Genomic DNA, 16,283 nt, shown 5'->3' with positions numbered 1-16,283 from the left:
AAGGCCATGAACGATAGCCCGTGGCTCGTCTACCTGCTGGAGTGCGCTGACGGCACACTGTATTGCGGCATCACCACAAACATGGAGCGCCGACTGGGACAGCACAATGGGCAGGTTCCCGGCGGGGCGCGCTACACGCGGGGACGGCGACCTGTCCGGCTGCTTGCCAGCCGGGCCTGCGGCTGCAAAGGCGACGCGTTACGGCTTGAACTGGCCGTCAAATCACGCCCGCGCCCCCAAAAAATACAATTTCTGCTTGATGGAGAGCGTGCTTCATGCTGACACCTGATGCAATGATGGCCTTTTTTGCCGCCGCCCTGCTGCTTAGCATTGCGCCCGGTCCGGACAATATCTTTGTGCTCACCCAATCTGCTCTTTTTGGCGTTGGCGCTGGCATAATCACCACATTGGGGCTTGTTACAGGCCTGTGCGTGCACACCACGGCAGTTGCGCTGGGTGTTGCCGCCATTTTTCAGACCTCGGCCCTGGCCTTTACCCTGCTCAAAGTCGCGGGCGCGGGCTATCTGCTGTGGCTTGCCTGGCTCTCGTTCCGCGCCGGGGCATCCACAACCGATGTGGCTGAAGGGGCCGCCAGCAGCACTGGCAGCAACTTCCCCGGCTACATGACGCTCTACCGCCGGGGGATAGTGATGAACGTCACCAACCCCAAGGTTTCACTCTTTTTTCTGGCTTTTCTGCCGCAATTCTGCGACCCCGCTCGGGGCAGCGTGGCCTTGCAGGTATTGAGCCTCGGCGGCATCTTCATGCTGGCTACCATCGCGGTTTTCTGGACTGTGGCCGCCCTTGGGGGCCGTCTGGCCGTATGGTTCAACCGTTCAAAGCGCGGGCAGATCATGATGCAGCGCGTGGCGGGTTGCGTGTTTGTGGGGCTGGCTTCCGCCCTGCTGCTCAGCGGGCGCTGATGCGCAACGTTGGCCGCTCACTTGAGAATCTACAGGTACGCTGATGTATTCACGCTCCCGCTACTCCCGCCGCTCTGTTCTGGCTGGCCTTTGCGCCCTGCCCGTTGTCATGTTTGGGGCCGCGATGGGCGTGCCTGTCATCAGTAGCGCACTGGCCGCTGCCAGCCCCGACATCAGCGCAAAAGGCCTGCAAGAAATGCTGGCCGAACTTGAGGCGTCAAGCGGCGGCAGGCTTGGCGTGGCAGCCAGTGTCAGCAATGGCGACGAAATTTTATCATACCGGGGAAATGAACGCTTCCCCATGTGCAGCACCTTTAAAGTGCTGGCGGCGTCAGCTATTCTGCGGGACAAACCGGGCATTCTTGAACAGAGAATCCATTTTGCCAAAAGCGATATCCAGCCCTGGTCGCCCGTTACAGAAAAGCATTTGGAAGACGGCATGACAGTGGCAGAACTGTGCGCGGCCATGCTCCAGCACAGCGACAATACCGCTGCCAACCTTGTACTTGCCCAGTTGGGCGGCCCTGAGGGCTTGACCTCTATTGCCCGCAGCTTTGGCGACACCACGTTTCGCCTTGACCGCTGGGAAGTGGAGCTGAACACGGCCATTCCCGGCGATGCACGCGATACCACAACGCCCCTTGCCATGTGCAGTACCCTGAACGGTCTGCTTTGCGGCAACCTGCTGAAAGCGCCAGCCAGAAAACAGCTGACAGACTGGATGCTGGGCTGCGCTACCGGGGCGGGACGCACGCCCGCCGGTGCGCCGGAGGGCTGGCGCTCTGCGCACAAAAGCGGCAGCGGAGAAAACGGTACCGTCAACGATGTGGGCGTACTGTTGCCACCGAACAATCCCGAGCAGGCCACGACCCACAAAGGCAAAAACAAACCGCTGGTTGTGGCCCTCTACCTCACGGGATCAAAACTGACCGGGCCGGAAAACGACAAAATTCTTGCCCAGGCAACTCGCCTGGTCTGCGCCGCAGAAGGGCTTGCGACGCCGCTTGACAATATGTATTGACATGATTGACGAGCAAAGGTATGAAGTCCGACTTTCGAGGTATCACATGCAGAACTATCGCATTTCTCTCAATGACCTTTCCCCCGAGGGCAAGGAATTTACTCTGGACGACCCCGCCATCTGGCAGGAACCCATGGAGGAATTCCACCTTGACTGCCGCGTGAGCAAACCGCTGTGCGCGCGCATTCTGGTTTTGCCCACGGACGGCGGCTGGCTTTTGCGCGGCACGCTTGAGGGAGAAGTTGTTCTGCCTTGCAGCCGTTGCGCGGAAGATTCCATCGTGACCATTGCCGCGCGCTTTGAAGATTTTGAGAGTCTTCCCGGCGGCAGCGATGATGAAGACGAAGAAGAAAATTACGCCCCCCTGCCCGATATGGATGGCGTGACCGAAGGCCGCATCGTGTTTGAACGCAACGCCCCCATGTTGGATCTTGCCGCCATCTGCTGGGAAGAATTCATGCTGGCATTGCCCTCGACACCCCTTTGCCGCAATAACTGCAAAGGCCTGTGCGCCGGATGCGGGGTTAATCTTAATGAAGGCATGTGCGCCTGCACGGAAGAAGAAGGCGACCCCCGCATGGCGGCATTGCGCGGCCTCACTCTGCACAAAAACTAGACAATCACAATTTTTTTTACTAATCTGCTGTGTCTTGCGGGCGGGCATGTGCGCCAAGCCGCCCAAACCCGCACAAACATTCCGCAAGACAGGAAAAGGAGACTACCATGGCCGTTCAGCAAAACAAGAAATCCCGTTCCCGCAAGGGCATGCGCCGCTCCCATGATCGTGTGGCCGTGCCTGCCGTTATCTACTGCTCCTGCGGCGAACCCACCGTTCCGCACAGCGTGTGCCCCAACTGCGGTACCTACAAAGGCCGCCAGGTGATCGCCAAAAGCGAAAACGAATAATGAACGAGCGCCCCATCATTGCCGTGGACGCCATGGGCGGGGACTTTGGCCCCTCTGTGGTTGTGCCGGGAGCTATAGAAGCTGCGAGGCTTTATGATCTGCATGTCCAGCTTGTGGGCGACACCCCCAAGCTGGAGGCCGAGCTCGAAAAGCTCGATCTTGCCAACGTGCATTTCGACATAGTTCAGGCCGATGATGTGGTGCATATGAACGAAAAGCCTTCGGACATTCTGCGCCGCAAGAAAAACGCGTCCATCCAGGTGGCCTGCCGTCAGGTCAAGGATGGCGCGGCGGATGCTGTTGTCAGCGCCGGGCATTCCGGCGCTACGGTGGCTTGCGGCATGTTCATCATGGGGCGTTTGCCCGGGGTGGAGCGTCCTGCTCTTGCCACCTTGCTGCCCACGGAAAAAAATCCCGTGGTCGTGCTGGATGTGGGAGCAAATGTGGATTGCCGCCCCTACCATCTGTTCCAGTTTGGCCTCATGGGCGACGCGTTTGCCCGTGACCTGCTGGGCTATGCCTCCCCGCGTGTGAGCATTCTCAGCATTGGCGAAGAAGAGGGTAAGGGCAACAGTCAGGTCAAGGAAGCCTACGACCTGCTTAAAATGGCCCAGAACCTCAACTTTGCGGGCAATGCCGAAGGGCGCGACATTTTTATTGGCAATATCGACGTGGTTGTCTGCGATGGTTTTGTCGGTAACGTTGTCGTTAAAATGAGCGAAGGGCTGGCTACCTCTCTGGTGCGTATGCTCAAGAAGGTGTTTACGTCCGGCGTTTTGCCCGCCATTGGCGGCATGCTGGCCAAGGGTGCTTTCAAGCGCTTTGCCCGCACCATTGACTATGCAGAATACGGCGGCGCCCCCTTGCTGGGTCTTCAGGGCCTGGCCATTGTCTGCCACGGGCGTTCCAGCGCCAAGGCCATGACAAACGCCATCAAAATGAGCGGAACCTTTGTGCGCAAGGGAACCAACAGTCGCCTCGGTGAAACCATTCTTGCCAACGAGGAACTCACACGTTTCTCCCGCGCTATATAACCATACGGTATTTCTATGAATCCACTTTGTCATCTGCTCGCCTTGAGCGCCTATGTGCCGGATACGGTGCTGACCAATAGCGATCTCGCCAAGGTGGTGGACACCAATGACGAATGGATTATTTCCCGCACCGGCATCAAACAGCGCCACAGGCTGGACGATGCGGAAAACGCCTCGGATCTCGGCCTCAAGGCCGCCCGCAAGGCCCTTGCCGAAGCCGGAATGGACGCAGGAGAGCTCACCCACATCGTTGGCGCAACCTGCACCCCTGACGTGCTCTCGCCCTCTGTGGCCTGCATCATTGCCGGGCAGCTCGGCGCGGGCAAGGTCATGGCTTTTGATATCAGCGCGGCCTGCTCGGGCTTTCTCTACGGCCTTTCCATCTGCCGTGCCCTGCTGGCGCAGGATCCTGACGCCAAAATTCTTTTTGTCTGCACAGAGGCGCTTACCCGCCGAGTAAACTGGGCAGACCGTTCCACATGCGTGCTCTTTGGCGATGCGGCCACGGCTTGCATTGTAAGCAGCGCTTCCAACAACGCCATGTCTTGCGTTGAAGACGTGGTTTGCCACAGCGATGGCGTGCAGCGCGACCTTATTGTGGTCGGCGGTGGCACCCGTTGCCAGTACGGCCTTGGCGAACCTGTTGGTGAAGACTTTTTCATCACCATGCAGGGCCGCGAAACATACAAGCATGCCGTGCGCAACATGGTGCACGTGTGCGAGGAAGTGCTCGCGCGCAACGGCCTTTCAGGCGCAGATGTGGACCTGCTGGTGCCGCATCAGGCAAACATGCGCATCATTGAAGCTGTGGGCAGCCGCCTTGAATTGACGGGCGATCGCGTGTTCACCAATGTGGAAAAATACGGCAACACATCTTCTGCCTCCATTCCCCTGGCACTGAGCGAAGCTCGTGCCCAAGGCCGCATCCGCCCTGGCAGCCGCGTTCTTATGACGGCTTTTGGCGCTGGCCTTACCTGGGGCGCCGCATTGTTACGCTTTTAAGGCAATGCGTCTGCGGGATTGCCCCGCAGCACAGCGCCATGTATACTGAATTTCAGTCAGGCCAGGCCGTAAGCCGGGCAGCGCCGCTGCCAAAATAACGCAAAAAGGCGATCCCCGGAATACGGTCTCCTTTTTTTACAGGACTCAGACAAAGGCGATATAAGCATGAGCACAGCGCAATCCTCCCCTGCAGCCGGACTGCCGACAGCCCTGGTTACCGGCGGTTCGCGCGGCATTGGTCGGGCCATTGCCCAAACCCTTGCCCGTGACGGCTTTCAGGTATTTCTCACCTACGTCAGCAAACCCGAAGAAGCGGAAAAAGTCGCAGCCGACATCTGCGCAGCTGGCGGCAAGGCCAAGGCCTTTGCCCTTGATGTCAGCAACAGCGAATCCGTGGCCGACTTTTTCGCTACCCAGATCAAAGACAAGGTTGATCTTGCGGTGCTGGTCAATAATGCCGGCATCACCAAGGACTGCGTGCTTATACGCATGAAGGACGAAGACTTCGACCGAGTTATCGCCGTCAACCTTCGCGGCGCGTTCGTCTGCACGCGCGAAGCCGCAAAAATCATGAGCAAGTCCCGCAAGGGGCGTATCGTTAATATTTCTTCCGTGGTGGGGCAGATGGGCAACGCTGGGCAGGCCAACTACGCTTCGGCCAAAGCCGCCCTGCTGGGGCTTACCAAGTCCTGCGCCAAAGAACTGGCCGCCCGCCAGATTACGGTCAACGCCGTAACGCCGGGCTTTATCGAAACGGACATGACCGCGACACTCAACGCCGACGTGCGGGCGAGCTACACAGACAGCATCCCGCTCAGACGCATGGGCAGCGCCGAGGATGTGGCAGAGGCCGTGGCTTTTCTTGCTTCGGACAAAGCGGCCTACATCACCGGGCAGGTGCTGGGAGTGAACGGTGGCATGTACTGCTAGGCATTTACTACGGAAGACTCCCGGCCAGGGCCGGGGTTAAGCAGACCACTAATTTATCTGGAGGATACCATGTCTGACGTTACTGAAAAAGTTACAAAAATCATCATTGACCAGCTCGGCGTGACCGCTGAAGAAGTGAAGCCCGCTGCTTCCTTTGTGGAAGACCTCGGTGCCGACTCCCTTGACCTGACCGAACTGATCATGGCCATGGAAGAAGAATTCGACATCGAAATCGCCGACGACGACGCCCAGAAGATCCTGAAAGTTCAGGATGCCATCAGCTACATCGAAAACAAGCAGTAACAGCGCTTGTTATAGTATATGCAGCGCGGGGGGGTCTGCCCCCCGCCTCAAAGGAGCATGCATGACCCGTCCCCGCGTAGTAATCACCGGCATAGGCGGCGTTACGCCCCTCGCCAATGATATTGAGAGCACCTGGAAAAAACTGCTCGCAGGCGAGTCGGGCATCGCGCCCATCACGCTTTTTGACGCCTCCGCCTACGATTCCCGCATTGCCGGTGAAGTAAAAAACTTTGTCGCCGAAGACTATATGCCCATGAAGCAGGCTCGGCGCATGGATCGCTTCACCCAGTTTGCAGTGGCCTCTGCCAAGATGCTGCTTGAAGACTCCAAGTACGAAATCACCGATGCCAACGCCTACGATACGGGCGTGATCCTCGGTATCGGCCTGGGCGGTCTGCACACCATCGAAACATACCACGCCAAGCTGCTGGAATCCGGCCCCCACAAAATTTCGCCCTTCATGATCCCCATGCTGATTTCCAACATGGGGCCGGGACAGATTTCCATCTTCACCGGCGCCAAGGGCTCGAACATCGTCACCACCACGGCCTGCGCCTCTGCCATTCACGCTCTTGGCACCGCCTACAGCGAAATGGTTCTGGGCCGCGCGACCGCAGTTATCTCTGGCGGTGTTGAAGCTACGGTTACGCCTCTTGGCGTGGCCGGGTTTACGGCTCTCAAGGCCCTTTCCACGCAGTTCAACGATGAGCCTTCCCGCGCATCCCGCCCCTTTGACGCCAATCGCGATGGTTTTGTCATCGGCGAAGGCGCAGGACTGCTGCTGCTGGAAACGCTGGAATCAGCGCAGGCGCGCGGCGCCAAAATTTATGCGGAAATGGTGGGCTACGGCGCGTCTGGCGATGCCTACCACATGACCGCCCCCCGCGACGACGGCGAAGGCATGGCCCGCGCCATGCAAAATGCCCTGCGCGAAGCTGGCATTGACGCTTCGGCCATTGGTCACATCAATGCCCACGCCACGTCCACCATGCTGAACGACAGCACGGAAACCAAGGCCATCAAGACCGTTTTTGGCGCGCATGCCAAGAAGGTCAAGATTTCGGCCACCAAATCCATGACCGGGCACCTGCTCGGCGCGGCTGGCGGCATTGAATCCGTCTTCACGGCCCTCGCCCTGCATGACGAAATGCTGCCCGGCACCATTAACCTTGATAACCCCGATCCCGCATGTGATCTCGATTACATGGCCGACGGCTCCAAGCACATCGCCTGCGAATACGCCATGTGCAACTCCTTCGGCTTTGGCGGCACCAACGCCAGCGTGATCTTCAAGAAGTGGCAACAGTAGCCGACAGTTTTTACTCGGCCTCTGCCCTCCCCGTTTGATAATCATCTGCCCGCCGTTGTGGCGGGCAGAACATTTCAAAAGGATGCGACGTCATGGACGAAATCCTGCTGCAAGACCCGGAACTGGCGCGAGCCATCACGCTTGAATCCGACCGTCAGATGAGCAAACTTGAGCTCATCGCTTCTGAAAACTTTGTTTCCCGCGCCGTGCGCGAAGCGCAAGGCAGCGTACTTACCCACAAGTACGCCGAAGGCTATCCCGGCAAGCGCTACTACGGCGGCTGCGAATATGTGGATATAGCCGAAACCCTGGCTCAGGACCGCGCCAAGCAACTTTTCAACTGCGAATACGTGAACGTGCAGCCGCACTCCGGTTCGCAGGCCAACATGGCCGCTTACCTCGCCTTTCTGAAGCCTGGCGATACCATTCTGGGCATGAATCTTTCGCACGGCGGCCATCTTACCCATGGCAGCCCGGTGAACTTTTCTGGCCGCCTGTTCAACATTGTTTCTTACGGCGTGCAACGCGAGACGGGCCGCATAGACTATGATGAAGTCGCCGCCTTGGCCCGCGAGCACAAGCCCAACGCCATTGTTGCCGGCGCAAGCGCCTACCCCCGCGCCATCGACTTTGCCCGCTTCCGCGAAATCGCTGACGAAGTCGGCGCCAAGCTGGTGGTGGATATGGCGCATATTGCTGGCCTTGTGGCCGCCGGTCTGCACCAGAGCCCGCTTTCGTACGCCCACATCACTACCACGACCACGCACAAAACCCTGCGCGGCCCCCGCGGCGGCATGATTCTTTCTACCGAAGACATGGGAAAAACCCTGAACAGCCAGATTTTCCCCGGCATTCAGGGCGGCCCTCTCATGCACGTCATTGCGGCCAAGGCCGTGGCCTTTGGCGAAGCCCTGCGCCCCGCCTTCAAAACGTACCAGCAACGCGTAGTGACCAATGCCGCCGTGCTTGCCAAGTTTCTTATGGACGCCGGGTACGACCTTGTCTCCGGCGGTACGGACAACCACCTGATGCTGGTTGACCTGACCAACAAGGATGTCACGGGCAAGGATGCGGAACACGCTCTTGATCAGGCGGGCATCACCGTCAACAAGAACACCGTGCCCTTTGAAACCCGTTCGCCCTTTGTGACCTCGGGCGTGCGCCTTGGCACTGCTGCCCTGACCACGCGCGGCATGAAGGAAGACGACATGCGCACCGTGGGCGCGTTCATCGTAGAGGCTATTGAAAAACGCGAGGACGCCGCCGCTCTTGAAAAGATCAGCAAGAACGTTGAAGAATTTGCGCGACAGTTCCCGCTATTCGCCTGGTAACGGGCTGATTTTCGGACGGTTTTTCTGACGCCTCGGCCCCGCAGGCAACATCGGGGGCTGGTGCCGGAAAAACCGCCAGATAGAATCATAGAGGGGCTGCGCCCCCTTTGACAAAGCCCCGGTTTTGAGAAAAACAGGGGCTTTGCCTTGCGCAGACATGCAGATAACATTGCTGTTTCACAGCAAGACTGCACCGCCGATGCAGCGGGGCGACCGGAACTGCAAGCGCTGCCTGACGCAGCATCACGGCAAAATAGCCCGACAGGCAACTTGGCATTTTCACCAGCCGCCTGTACACTACCACCAATCAACATACGGGTGTGTTATGCAGCGAATGCCGTGGCCGGAATATTTTATGAACATCACGTACCTGGTGAGCGGGCGTTCTACGTGTACGCGGCGCAAGGTGGGTGCTGTGGCGGTTAAGGACAAGCGCATTTTAGCCACGGGGTACAACGGGGCCCCGGCGGGGGTTCCGCACTGTCTTGAGGTGGGGTGTCTGCGCACGCAACTGGGCATTCCTTCGGGGCAGAGGCACGAGATATGCCGGGGGCTGCATGCGGAGCAGAATGTCATTATTCAGGCTGCTGTGCATGGCATCAATATCAGTGGCGCAGAGATTTATTGCACGACGCACCCTTGCGTGCTGTGCAGCAAGATGTTGATAAATTGCGGCATACGTCACATTTATTATGCGGAATATTACCCTGACGAGCTTGCGGAGCAGATGCTCAAGGAAGCCGGGGTCATTATGGAAAAGCTGGATTTTGCACCGCCTGTAATCAGCGCCCAAGCCGGAGTAGACTACCATGTCTGAACTGGATTTTGTTCCCTTTATGCGTGAAGCCATTGACCTTGCAGAAAAAGGTCGGTGGCATGCCTGCCCCAACCCTACGGTGGGGGCTGTGCTGGTGCGCGATGGGCAGATTGTGGCTCGGGGCTGGCACCACGCAGCCGGAGAGGATCATGCAGAAGTGGACTGCATCAAGGATGCTGCCTCGCGCGGCATAAATCCAGCGGAGTGCACCCTGGTTGTCACGCTTGAACCGTGCTGCCATCAGGGCAAAACGCCACCCTGCACCGAAGCCATCAAGGCTGCGGGCATCAAAAAGGTGGTCGTGGGTCTTGCGGACATCAATCCAGTTGCCTGCGGCGGTGCCTGCCAACTGCGCGAAAGCGGCGTTGAAGTTATTGAAGGCGTCTGCGAGCAGGAATGCCGCGACCTTGTGGCCGATTTTCTGATCTGGCAGCAGCACAAGCGCCCCTACGTCATGCTGAAAATGGCCGCTACCCTTGACGGCCGCATCGCCACCCGCAAGGGCCAGTCCAAATGGATAAGCTGCGATAAATCCAGAGAAGAAGTGCAGGAACTGCGCGCGGGCATCGGCCTGTGCGGCGGCGCTATTCTCGTGGGCGGCGGCACCTTTCGCACCGACAACCCCCAGCTTACAGTGCGGGGAGAAAATGCCGGGCCGCAGCCTCTGGCCTGTGTGCTTACCTCACGCCTGCCCCAGCCCGATGCAGATTTTCACCTGCTGAAAGACCGCCCGGAACAGACAGTTTTTATGGTTTCGCCCGCAGCGGCGGCCTCCACCACGGCCAAGGCCCTGCGCGACATCGGCGTGCGGGTTCTGGCGCTTGGCCCAGGCATGCACGGCGGGCCGGACTTTCCCAATCTGCTGCGCGCAGTGTGGGAAGAACTGCACTGCCCCTACATGCTTTGCGAAGGCGGCGGGCATCTAGCCCTGAGCCTGCTGGAAGCGGGCCTTGTGGACGACTTCCGCCTGCACCTCGCGCCCATGATTTTGGGTGACGAAGACGCCCTGCCGCTCTTTTCCGGCCGCGCGCCCCTGAGCCTGGAAGACGCCCTGCGCATGCGCGTGAGCAATACGCACCTGTGCGGCGAAGACATACACATTCATCTGCGGCCTCTTGATGCCGCCAAGGCGTAGGCGGGCGGCATGTTCACCGGCATTATCCAGGGTCAGGGCGAGGTTCTCGCCCTGCGCGACTCCGGCACGGAACGCAGGTTCACCCTGCGCCCCCTGTTCAGTCTGCCCTCCATAGTCGATGGCGAATCCATTGCCGTCAACGGCGCATGCCTTTCGGTGGAAACCCACGGCGAAGGCGTGTTCACAGCCTACGCCTCCACAGAGACCCTCTCTCGTACCACGCTGGGCAGACTCAAGACCGGCGACAGCGTGAACATGGAGCGGGCGCTGGCCCTGGGCGACCGGCTTGGCGGGCACCTGGTGAGCGGGCATGTGGACTGCCTTGCCACGGTGCGCAGCGTAACGGGCGCGGGCCAGTCCCTGTGCTGTCGGCTTGCCTTTCCCAAGGAATATGGGGTGGAGGTCATTGCCAAGGGTTCCGTGGCCCTTGACGGCATCAGTCTTACCATCAATGATTGCGGGCCTGATTTTCTTGAGGTCAACATCATTCCTGATACGCAAAAGCGCACCACCATGCGCAACTGGCGGCCGGGAACGCTGGTGAATATGGAAACCGACCTCATCGGCAAATATGTGCGCAGCCTTTTGGGGGCCTGGGCTCCCGGCGGCAAGAGCGCGGTAGAGCAAACTGCCGCCGCGCAGACCAGCGGGTTGAGCCGCGAGATGCTCTTGCGCAACGGCTTTATCTGAACATTTCGCTTACAGAAATATTACAAAAAACGCGTTAGCGCGCGGGCCTTGCGCCAACGCGCCAAGGAGTTGCCATGAGCACTGTTACCACCATCGCCGGACAGTTGGACGCCAAGGGCCTCAAGATCGCCATTGTGGCCACCCGTTTCAACGATTTTATCGTAGACCGCCTTGTGGGCGGCGCGCAGGATTATCTGGAACGTCACGGCCTTGATACCGCCAACATCACCATCGTGCGCATTCCCGGCGCATTTGAAATGCCGCTGGTCTGCCAGAAACTGGTCAATTCCGGCAAGTATGACGGCGTGTTGGCGCTTGGCGCGGTTATTCGCGGCGGCACCCCCCACTTTGACTACGTGTGCGCCGAGGCCAGCAAGGGCATTGCCCAGGCCATGATGCACTCCGGCGTCCCCATCGGCTTTGGCCTGCTGACCTGCGACACCATTGAACAGGCCATCGAACGAGCCGGTTCCAAGGGCGGCAACAAGGGCGTGGAAGCAGCGGCAGCCATGCTGGAAACCATCCGCGTTATGGAGCAGTTGTAACCCATGGCAAAAGCCAAATCAGCCACACGCCGCGGCGAACGCGAACTGGCCTTTCAGGTTCTGTACGGCCTTTCCTTCACCCCGGCCCGTGATATTGACGATCTGCGGCGCATCTTTCGCATTTCTCCCGACTACATTGCCCGCTGGGAAGGTCAGGATCCGCCCAGCCATCCCTCTGGCTTTGCCTGGGAACTGGTGGCAGGCGTGTGGAGCAAGAGCGACGAGCTGGACGCAGCCATCACCAATTTTTCCCGCAACTGGCGCGTTGACCGCATGGGTCGTGTGGAATTGACCCTGCTGCGCCTTGCCGTTTTTGAAATCATGTACCGCAGTGATGTGCCGCCCAAGGTTGCCATCAACGAGGCGCTGGAACTCAGCCGCCAGTTTGGCGAAGGCAACGCCAAGAGCTTTATCAACGGCATTCTTGATGCCGTGGCAAAGGCTCTGGAAACCGGCGGAATCTCCCGGCCCGCTGCCGATCCTTCAACCATATCCGAGTAATCCGGTAAAGCCCCATGACGCACGAACGCTATAATCCGCAAGCTATCGAAGAAAAGTGGCAGTCTCGCTGGCAGGACGAAAACGCTTTTGCCTGCACCCACCAGAGCAACAAGCCCAAGTATTATGTGCTTGAAATGTTCCCCTATCCTTCGGGCAATATCCACATGGGGCACGTGCGCAACTACGCCATTGGCGATGTGGTGGCGCGCAGCAAGCGCATGCTGGGCTTCAACGTATTGCACCCCATGGGCTGGGACGCCTTTGGTCTGCCTGCGGAAAACGCGGCCATCAAAAACAATACCCACCCCGCCAAGTGGACCTACGCCAACATCGACAACATGCGCGCCCAGCTGAAGCGCCTTGGCTATTCCTATGACTGGGATCGCGAAATCGCCACCTGCCGCCCCGAGTACTACCGCTGGGAGCAGATGTTTTTTTTACGCCTGCTGGAAAAAGGCCTCGTGTACCGCAAAAAGGCAGCGCAGAACTGGTGCCCCTCGTGCCACACGGTTCTCGCCAACGAGCAGGTTGTCGATGGCCTTTGCTGGCGCTGCGACAGCCGCGTGGAGCAAAAGGATCTGACGCAGTGGTTCCTCAAGATCACGGCCTACGGCGATGAACTGCTGCAAGACCTGCAAAGCCTTGAAGGCGACTGGCCCGACCGCGTTATCGCCATGCAGCGCAACTGGATTGGCAAATCCACAGGCGCGGCCATCACTTTTGGTCTGGAAAACGCGGGCCTCAAGGCAGAAGGCGTCACGGGCATAGACGTGTTCACCACGCGGCCCGACACGCTCTTTGGCGTGACCTTCATGACGCTGGCCCCCGAGCATCCGCTGGTGGAAAAGCTCATTGAAGGCTACGAAAAAGCCGATGAAGTGCGCGCCTTTGTGGATCGCATCCGCAATATGGACCGCATCGACCGCCAGTCCGATTCGCTGGAAAAAGAAGGCATCTTCACCGGTGCCTACGCCGTGCATCCCTTTACCGGGCAGCGCGTGCCGCTGTGGCTGGGCAACTTTGTTCTGGCTGATTACGGCACCGGCGCGGTTATGGGCGTTCCCGCACACGACCAGCGCGATTTTGAATTTGCCCGCAAATACGGCCTGCCCCTGCGCGTGGTCATCAGCCCCAAGGATGAGAAGATTGATCCTGAAACCTTGACCGAAGCTTATACAGCTGAAGGTTTCATGGTTAATTCCGGCCCCTTTGACGGCACCGCCAACGAAGACGGCAAAAAGGCCGTGGCTCAGGCGCTGGAAAAGGACGGCAAGGGCAAGGCCACCACGCAGTTCCGCCTGCGCGACTGGAACATTTCGCGCCAGCGCTACTGGGGTGCGCCCATCCCCGTTATTTACTGCGACAAATGCGGTGTGGTGCCTGAAAAGGAAGAAAACCTGCCCGTGCTGCTGCCCATGGACGTGAAAATCCGTGAAGACGGGCGCTCTCCCCTGCCGGAAACGCCGGAATTCGCCTCGTGCACCTGCCCCAAGTGCGGCGGAACCGCCCGGCGCGAGACCGATACCATGGATACCTTTGTGGAATCCTCGTGGTATTTCGCGCGCTATACCAGCGCCCGCAAGGAAGATGGCCCCTTTGATGCGGAAGCCCTCAAGTACTGGCTGCCCGTTGACCAGTACATCGGCGGCGTGGAACACGCCATCCTGCATCTGCTCTACTCGCGCTTTTTCACCAAGGTGTTGCGCGATCTGGGCTTTTTCCCTGCCGAACTCAACGAGCCTTTCGCCAACCTGCTCACTCAGGGCATGGTGCTGAAAGACGGCAGCAAGATGTCCAAATCCAAGGGCAACGTGGTTGCGCCTTCCGACATGATCGCCAAATACGGCGCGGATACGGTGCGCTTGTTCTGCCTCTTTGCCGCGCCCGCCGAGCGCGACTTTGACTGGTCGGATTCTGGCATCGAAGGCGCGTCGCGCTTTATTGGCCGCGTGTGGCGTCTTTTTGATGAAGAAAAAGACCGCCTGCTGCCCCTCAAAGCCTGCCAGTCCACGGCTGAGGACGCTCAGAGCGAGGAAGCCCGCGACCTGCGTCGCCGCGAGCACCTTACGGTCAAGAAATGCAGCGAAGACATGGGCGACCGCTTCCAGTTCAACACGGCCATTGCCGCCGTTATGGAGCTGGTCAACGCCATGTACCTTTCGCGCGAAAAGCTCGGCGCCACGGAAGGCGACCGCCGCGTATTCTCTTCGGCCATGGCTTCCGTGCTTACGTTGCTTTCGCCCATCACGCCCCATGTTTGCGAAGAACTGTGGCAGCACCTGGGGCACGGCACCCAGCTTGCCAGCGAGCTTCTGCCCAAGTGGGACGATGCGGCTACCGTGCAGGACATGCTCACCGTGGCCCTTCAGGTCAACGGCAAGCTGCGCGGCACGGTGCAGATCCCCGCAGCGGCGGACAAAGCCGCCATGGAACAGGCCGCACTGGCTGATTCCTCCGTGCAGCGCCACATTGACGGCCTGACCGTGCGCAAGGTGGTGGTGGTTCCCGGCAAACTGGTCAACATCGTTGCCAACTAACTGATTATCATGGTGGAAGGGGCTGTTTTTCGCAGATGAAAAACGCCCCTTCCGCCTGTATACCCCTTCCCCGTTCCCTCTTTTGTACCTATACTGACTGTGTTGGCAGTTCTACCAGACGATAAACCTGGATTTACGGAGTTTATTCCAAGGCGGGATTTATTCCGGGCGGGTTTTATTCCGAGGCTGCTACGGCAGTCTTTTTTTTATCAATTTTCAGAACCATGGAACATCATGAGCGCGGCACATCCCGGATTCAGTTTTCTTGTATGCCCTGACGGGCAGTTGCTGCGCGCGCGCATGGAGCAGCTGCTTTCTTCCTTTCCGCCCGCCAGCGGGCAGTGGGAACGGCACGTCTACTGGGGCGACGAGGAACCCTCGCCGCGCTTCTGGGAGCAGCTTACGCTGCAAGGCCTGTTCGGCGCACCGCGTGTGCTCGTGGTGCGACAGGCCAACCTGTGGCCCGCAGCGGTATGGAAAAAGGTTTCGCATGCGCTGGCCCGGCCATCGGAACAATGCTGGCCCTTTTTTTGTATGGAAGTGGCCTGGGACAAAGGCCAGCCCAAAATCCCCGCGCACATTGCTAAGCTGCGCTGCATGGCCTTTGCCGATCAGCAGGGCTGGATATGGCGGCAGGACGGCCTGAACGAACGGGCGGTTAAAAAGCACGTGCTGCAACGCTCGCACGAGATGGGGCTGCGCTTTGAGCAGGACGCCCTGGAGCAGTTCTGCGCCTCTGTGCCTCCCGATGCCCTGGCCATTGAAAATGAACTGATCAAGCTGCAACTGCTGCGCAATACCGCGCAGGATACTGCCCGGGAAAAATCACAGGCAGAGTCTCACGGGGCGGATCAGGTTCCCGACCAGGGCACCATTACTCTTGCCATGACCGCCACGGCTTCGTGGAATCCAGAGTGCAACGTCTTTGACTGTATCCGACACATGGAGGCGGGCAACCTCACCGCCGTGTGGAAAGAACTTTCGCGCAGTCAGGACGTCGACAGCCTGCTGTTTTCTTTGCTGGCCCTGCTGGCGCGCGAGTTGCGCCTGCTCTGGCAACTGTGGGCAGGGGAAAAGGTGCGCGTTCATCCCAACGAGGCCGCCTTCAAAAAACAGCTGGCAACCCGGCTCGGCCCCTCGGTGCTTGCGGAGTGCATGTCCACTGTTATGGATGCGGAGTTGCAGGTAAAGAGCGGACGCAGATCGCCAAGCCAGAGCCTGGACTATCTCGCGGCCCGCATGACAGACCTGTTTGCCGCAGGCCGTACCCGCGCCTGACGCAAACCGCCGGGCAGAACA

Annotated in this window: 18 protein-coding genes; all 18 read left to right on the top strand. The window is 59.2% G+C overall.

The annotated features are described in order from the left end of the window. Positions 1-6: 6 nt before the first annotated feature. The 18 genes from QZ383_RS00900 to QZ383_RS00815 all read left to right on the top strand — a co-directional run bounded on the left by QZ383_RS00900 (position 7) and on the right by QZ383_RS00815 (position 16,262). Positions 7-282 (top strand): GIY-YIG nuclease family protein, encoded by a 276-nt coding sequence (locus QZ383_RS00900; RefSeq protein WP_291442265.1) that lies wholly within the window; start codon positions 7-9, stop codon positions 280-282. Continuing rightward, the gene (locus QZ383_RS00895) at positions 276-923 is read left to right on the top strand and encodes a LysE family translocator (RefSeq protein ID WP_291442264.1); all 648 of its coding nucleotides are present in this window, start codon (positions 276-278) and stop codon (positions 921-923) included. Before QZ383_RS00900 ends, QZ383_RS00895 begins: the two co-directional genes overlap by 7 nt. 43 nt (positions 924-966) lie before the next feature. Continuing rightward, positions 967-1,944, top strand: a complete 978-nt coding sequence (bla, locus tag QZ383_RS00890) for a class A beta-lactamase (protein WP_291442262.1) — start codon at positions 967-969, stop codon at positions 1,942-1,944. A 46-nt stretch (positions 1,945-1,990) separates the two neighbouring features. Next, positions 1,991-2,560: a DUF177 domain-containing protein gene (locus QZ383_RS00885; RefSeq protein WP_291442259.1), complete on the top strand. Its 570-nt coding sequence runs from the start codon at positions 1,991-1,993 to the stop codon at positions 2,558-2,560. Positions 2,561-2,667: 107 nt separating this feature from the next. After that, positions 2,668-2,850 carry a 50S ribosomal protein L32 gene (rpmF, locus tag QZ383_RS00880; protein ID WP_022658456.1) on the top strand — a complete coding sequence of 61 codons (183 nt, stop codon included), beginning with the start codon at positions 2,668-2,670 and terminating at the stop codon, positions 2,848-2,850. After that, positions 2,850-3,884 carry a phosphate acyltransferase PlsX gene (gene plsX, locus QZ383_RS00875; RefSeq protein WP_022658455.1) on the top strand — a complete coding sequence of 345 codons (1,035 nt, stop codon included), beginning with the start codon at positions 2,850-2,852 and terminating at the stop codon, positions 3,882-3,884. The genes rpmF and plsX overlap by 1 nt, the downstream gene beginning before the upstream one ends. Positions 3,885-3,899: 15 nt before the next feature. Next, positions 3,900-4,886: a beta-ketoacyl-ACP synthase III gene (locus tag QZ383_RS00870; RefSeq protein WP_291442257.1), complete on the top strand. Its 987-nt coding sequence runs from the start codon at positions 3,900-3,902 to the stop codon at positions 4,884-4,886. A gap of 165 nt (positions 4,887-5,051) precedes the next feature. Further along, a complete protein-coding gene (gene fabG, locus QZ383_RS00865; protein ID WP_291442255.1) occupies positions 5,052-5,816 on the top strand; it encodes a 3-oxoacyl-[acyl-carrier-protein] reductase in 765 nt (254 codons plus the stop codon). A 69-nt stretch (positions 5,817-5,885) separates the two neighbouring features. Then, positions 5,886-6,119, top strand: a complete 234-nt coding sequence (acpP, locus tag QZ383_RS00860) for an acyl carrier protein (protein WP_022658452.1) — start codon at positions 5,886-5,888, stop codon at positions 6,117-6,119. Between the two features lie 61 nt (positions 6,120-6,180). Next, on the top strand, positions 6,181-7,428 hold the full coding sequence (fabF, locus tag QZ383_RS00855; RefSeq protein WP_291442252.1) for a beta-ketoacyl-ACP synthase II: 1,248 nt from the start codon (positions 6,181-6,183) through the stop codon (positions 7,426-7,428). A gap of 92 nt (positions 7,429-7,520) precedes the next feature. Further along, positions 7,521-8,759, top strand: coding sequence for a serine hydroxymethyltransferase (glyA, locus tag QZ383_RS00850; RefSeq protein WP_291442250.1), 1,239 nt, complete (start codon positions 7,521-7,523; stop codon positions 8,757-8,759). Between the two features lie 325 nt (positions 8,760-9,084). After that, positions 9,085-9,576, top strand: coding sequence for a cytidine/deoxycytidylate deaminase family protein (locus QZ383_RS00845; protein WP_291442248.1), 492 nt, complete (start codon positions 9,085-9,087; stop codon positions 9,574-9,576). Next, positions 9,569-10,711, top strand: coding sequence for a bifunctional diaminohydroxyphosphoribosylaminopyrimidine deaminase/5-amino-6-(5-phosphoribosylamino)uracil reductase RibD (gene ribD / locus QZ383_RS00840; RefSeq protein WP_291442246.1), 1,143 nt, complete (start codon positions 9,569-9,571; stop codon positions 10,709-10,711). Before QZ383_RS00845 ends, ribD begins: the two co-directional genes overlap by 8 nt. 9 nt (positions 10,712-10,720) lie before the next feature. Beyond that, a complete protein-coding gene (locus tag QZ383_RS00835) occupies positions 10,721-11,401 on the top strand; it encodes a riboflavin synthase (protein WP_291442244.1) in 681 nt (226 codons plus the stop codon). A 74-nt stretch (positions 11,402-11,475) separates the two neighbouring features. Beyond that, on the top strand, positions 11,476-11,946 hold the full coding sequence (gene ribE, locus QZ383_RS00830) for a 6,7-dimethyl-8-ribityllumazine synthase (protein ID WP_022658445.1): 471 nt from the start codon (positions 11,476-11,478) through the stop codon (positions 11,944-11,946). 3 nt (positions 11,947-11,949) lie between these two features. Then, positions 11,950-12,447 carry a transcription antitermination factor NusB gene (gene nusB / locus QZ383_RS00825; protein WP_291442242.1) on the top strand — a complete coding sequence of 166 codons (498 nt, stop codon included), beginning with the start codon at positions 11,950-11,952 and terminating at the stop codon, positions 12,445-12,447. A gap of 14 nt (positions 12,448-12,461) precedes the next feature. Continuing rightward, positions 12,462-14,984, top strand: a complete 2,523-nt coding sequence (gene leuS, locus QZ383_RS00820) for a leucine--tRNA ligase (RefSeq protein WP_291442241.1) — start codon at positions 12,462-12,464, stop codon at positions 14,982-14,984. A 234-nt stretch (positions 14,985-15,218) separates the two neighbouring features. Continuing rightward, positions 15,219-16,262 carry a DNA polymerase III subunit delta gene (locus QZ383_RS00815; RefSeq protein WP_291442239.1) on the top strand — a complete coding sequence of 348 codons (1,044 nt, stop codon included), beginning with the start codon at positions 15,219-15,221 and terminating at the stop codon, positions 16,260-16,262. The last annotated feature ends 21 nt before the right edge of the window (positions 16,263-16,283 follow it).

The sequence above is a fragment of the Desulfovibrio sp. genome, from assembly GCF_019422935.1.
Lineage (GTDB): Bacteria > Desulfobacterota > Desulfovibrionia > Desulfovibrionales > Desulfovibrionaceae > Desulfovibrio.
Note: the sequence above shows the minus strand (reverse complement) of the source record. Positions and strands in the feature narration are given on the sequence as shown.

Excerpts from the sequence above, each read along its gene's own strand:
- fabG (WP_291442255.1), top strand. The coding sequence starts at position 5,052 with ATGAGCACAGCGCAATCCTCCCCTGCAGCCGGACTGCCGACAGCCCTG.
- fabF (WP_291442252.1), top strand. The coding sequence starts at position 6,181 with ATGACCCGTCCCCGCGTAGTAATCACCGGCATAGGCGGCGTTACGCCC.
- QZ383_RS00900 (WP_291442265.1), top strand. The coding sequence starts at position 7 with ATGAACGATAGCCCGTGGCTCGTCTACCTGCTGGAGTGCGCTGACGGC.
- QZ383_RS00885 (WP_291442259.1), top strand. The coding sequence starts at position 1,991 with ATGCAGAACTATCGCATTTCTCTCAATGACCTTTCCCCCGAGGGCAAG.
- plsX (WP_022658455.1), top strand. The coding sequence starts at position 2,850 with ATGAACGAGCGCCCCATCATTGCCGTGGACGCCATGGGCGGGGACTTT.
- leuS (WP_291442241.1), top strand. The coding sequence starts at position 12,462 with ATGACGCACGAACGCTATAATCCGCAAGCTATCGAAGAAAAGTGGCAG.
- QZ383_RS00895 (WP_291442264.1), top strand. The coding sequence starts at position 276 with ATGCTGACACCTGATGCAATGATGGCCTTTTTTGCCGCCGCCCTGCTG.
- glyA (WP_291442250.1), top strand. The coding sequence starts at position 7,521 with ATGGACGAAATCCTGCTGCAAGACCCGGAACTGGCGCGAGCCATCACG.
- QZ383_RS00845 (WP_291442248.1), top strand. The coding sequence starts at position 9,085 with ATGCAGCGAATGCCGTGGCCGGAATATTTTATGAACATCACGTACCTG.
- QZ383_RS00815 (WP_291442239.1), top strand. The coding sequence starts at position 15,219 with ATGAGCGCGGCACATCCCGGATTCAGTTTTCTTGTATGCCCTGACGGG.
- ribD (WP_291442246.1), top strand. The coding sequence starts at position 9,569 with ATGTCTGAACTGGATTTTGTTCCCTTTATGCGTGAAGCCATTGACCTT.
- nusB (WP_291442242.1), top strand. The coding sequence starts at position 11,950 with ATGGCAAAAGCCAAATCAGCCACACGCCGCGGCGAACGCGAACTGGCC.
- ribE (WP_022658445.1), top strand. The coding sequence starts at position 11,476 with ATGAGCACTGTTACCACCATCGCCGGACAGTTGGACGCCAAGGGCCTC.
- rpmF (WP_022658456.1), top strand. The coding sequence starts at position 2,668 with ATGGCCGTTCAGCAAAACAAGAAATCCCGTTCCCGCAAGGGCATGCGC.
- bla (WP_291442262.1), top strand. The coding sequence starts at position 967 with ATGTATTCACGCTCCCGCTACTCCCGCCGCTCTGTTCTGGCTGGCCTT.
- QZ383_RS00835 (WP_291442244.1), top strand. The coding sequence starts at position 10,721 with ATGTTCACCGGCATTATCCAGGGTCAGGGCGAGGTTCTCGCCCTGCGC.
- acpP (WP_022658452.1), top strand. The coding sequence starts at position 5,886 with ATGTCTGACGTTACTGAAAAAGTTACAAAAATCATCATTGACCAGCTC.
- QZ383_RS00870 (WP_291442257.1), top strand. The coding sequence starts at position 3,900 with ATGAATCCACTTTGTCATCTGCTCGCCTTGAGCGCCTATGTGCCGGAT.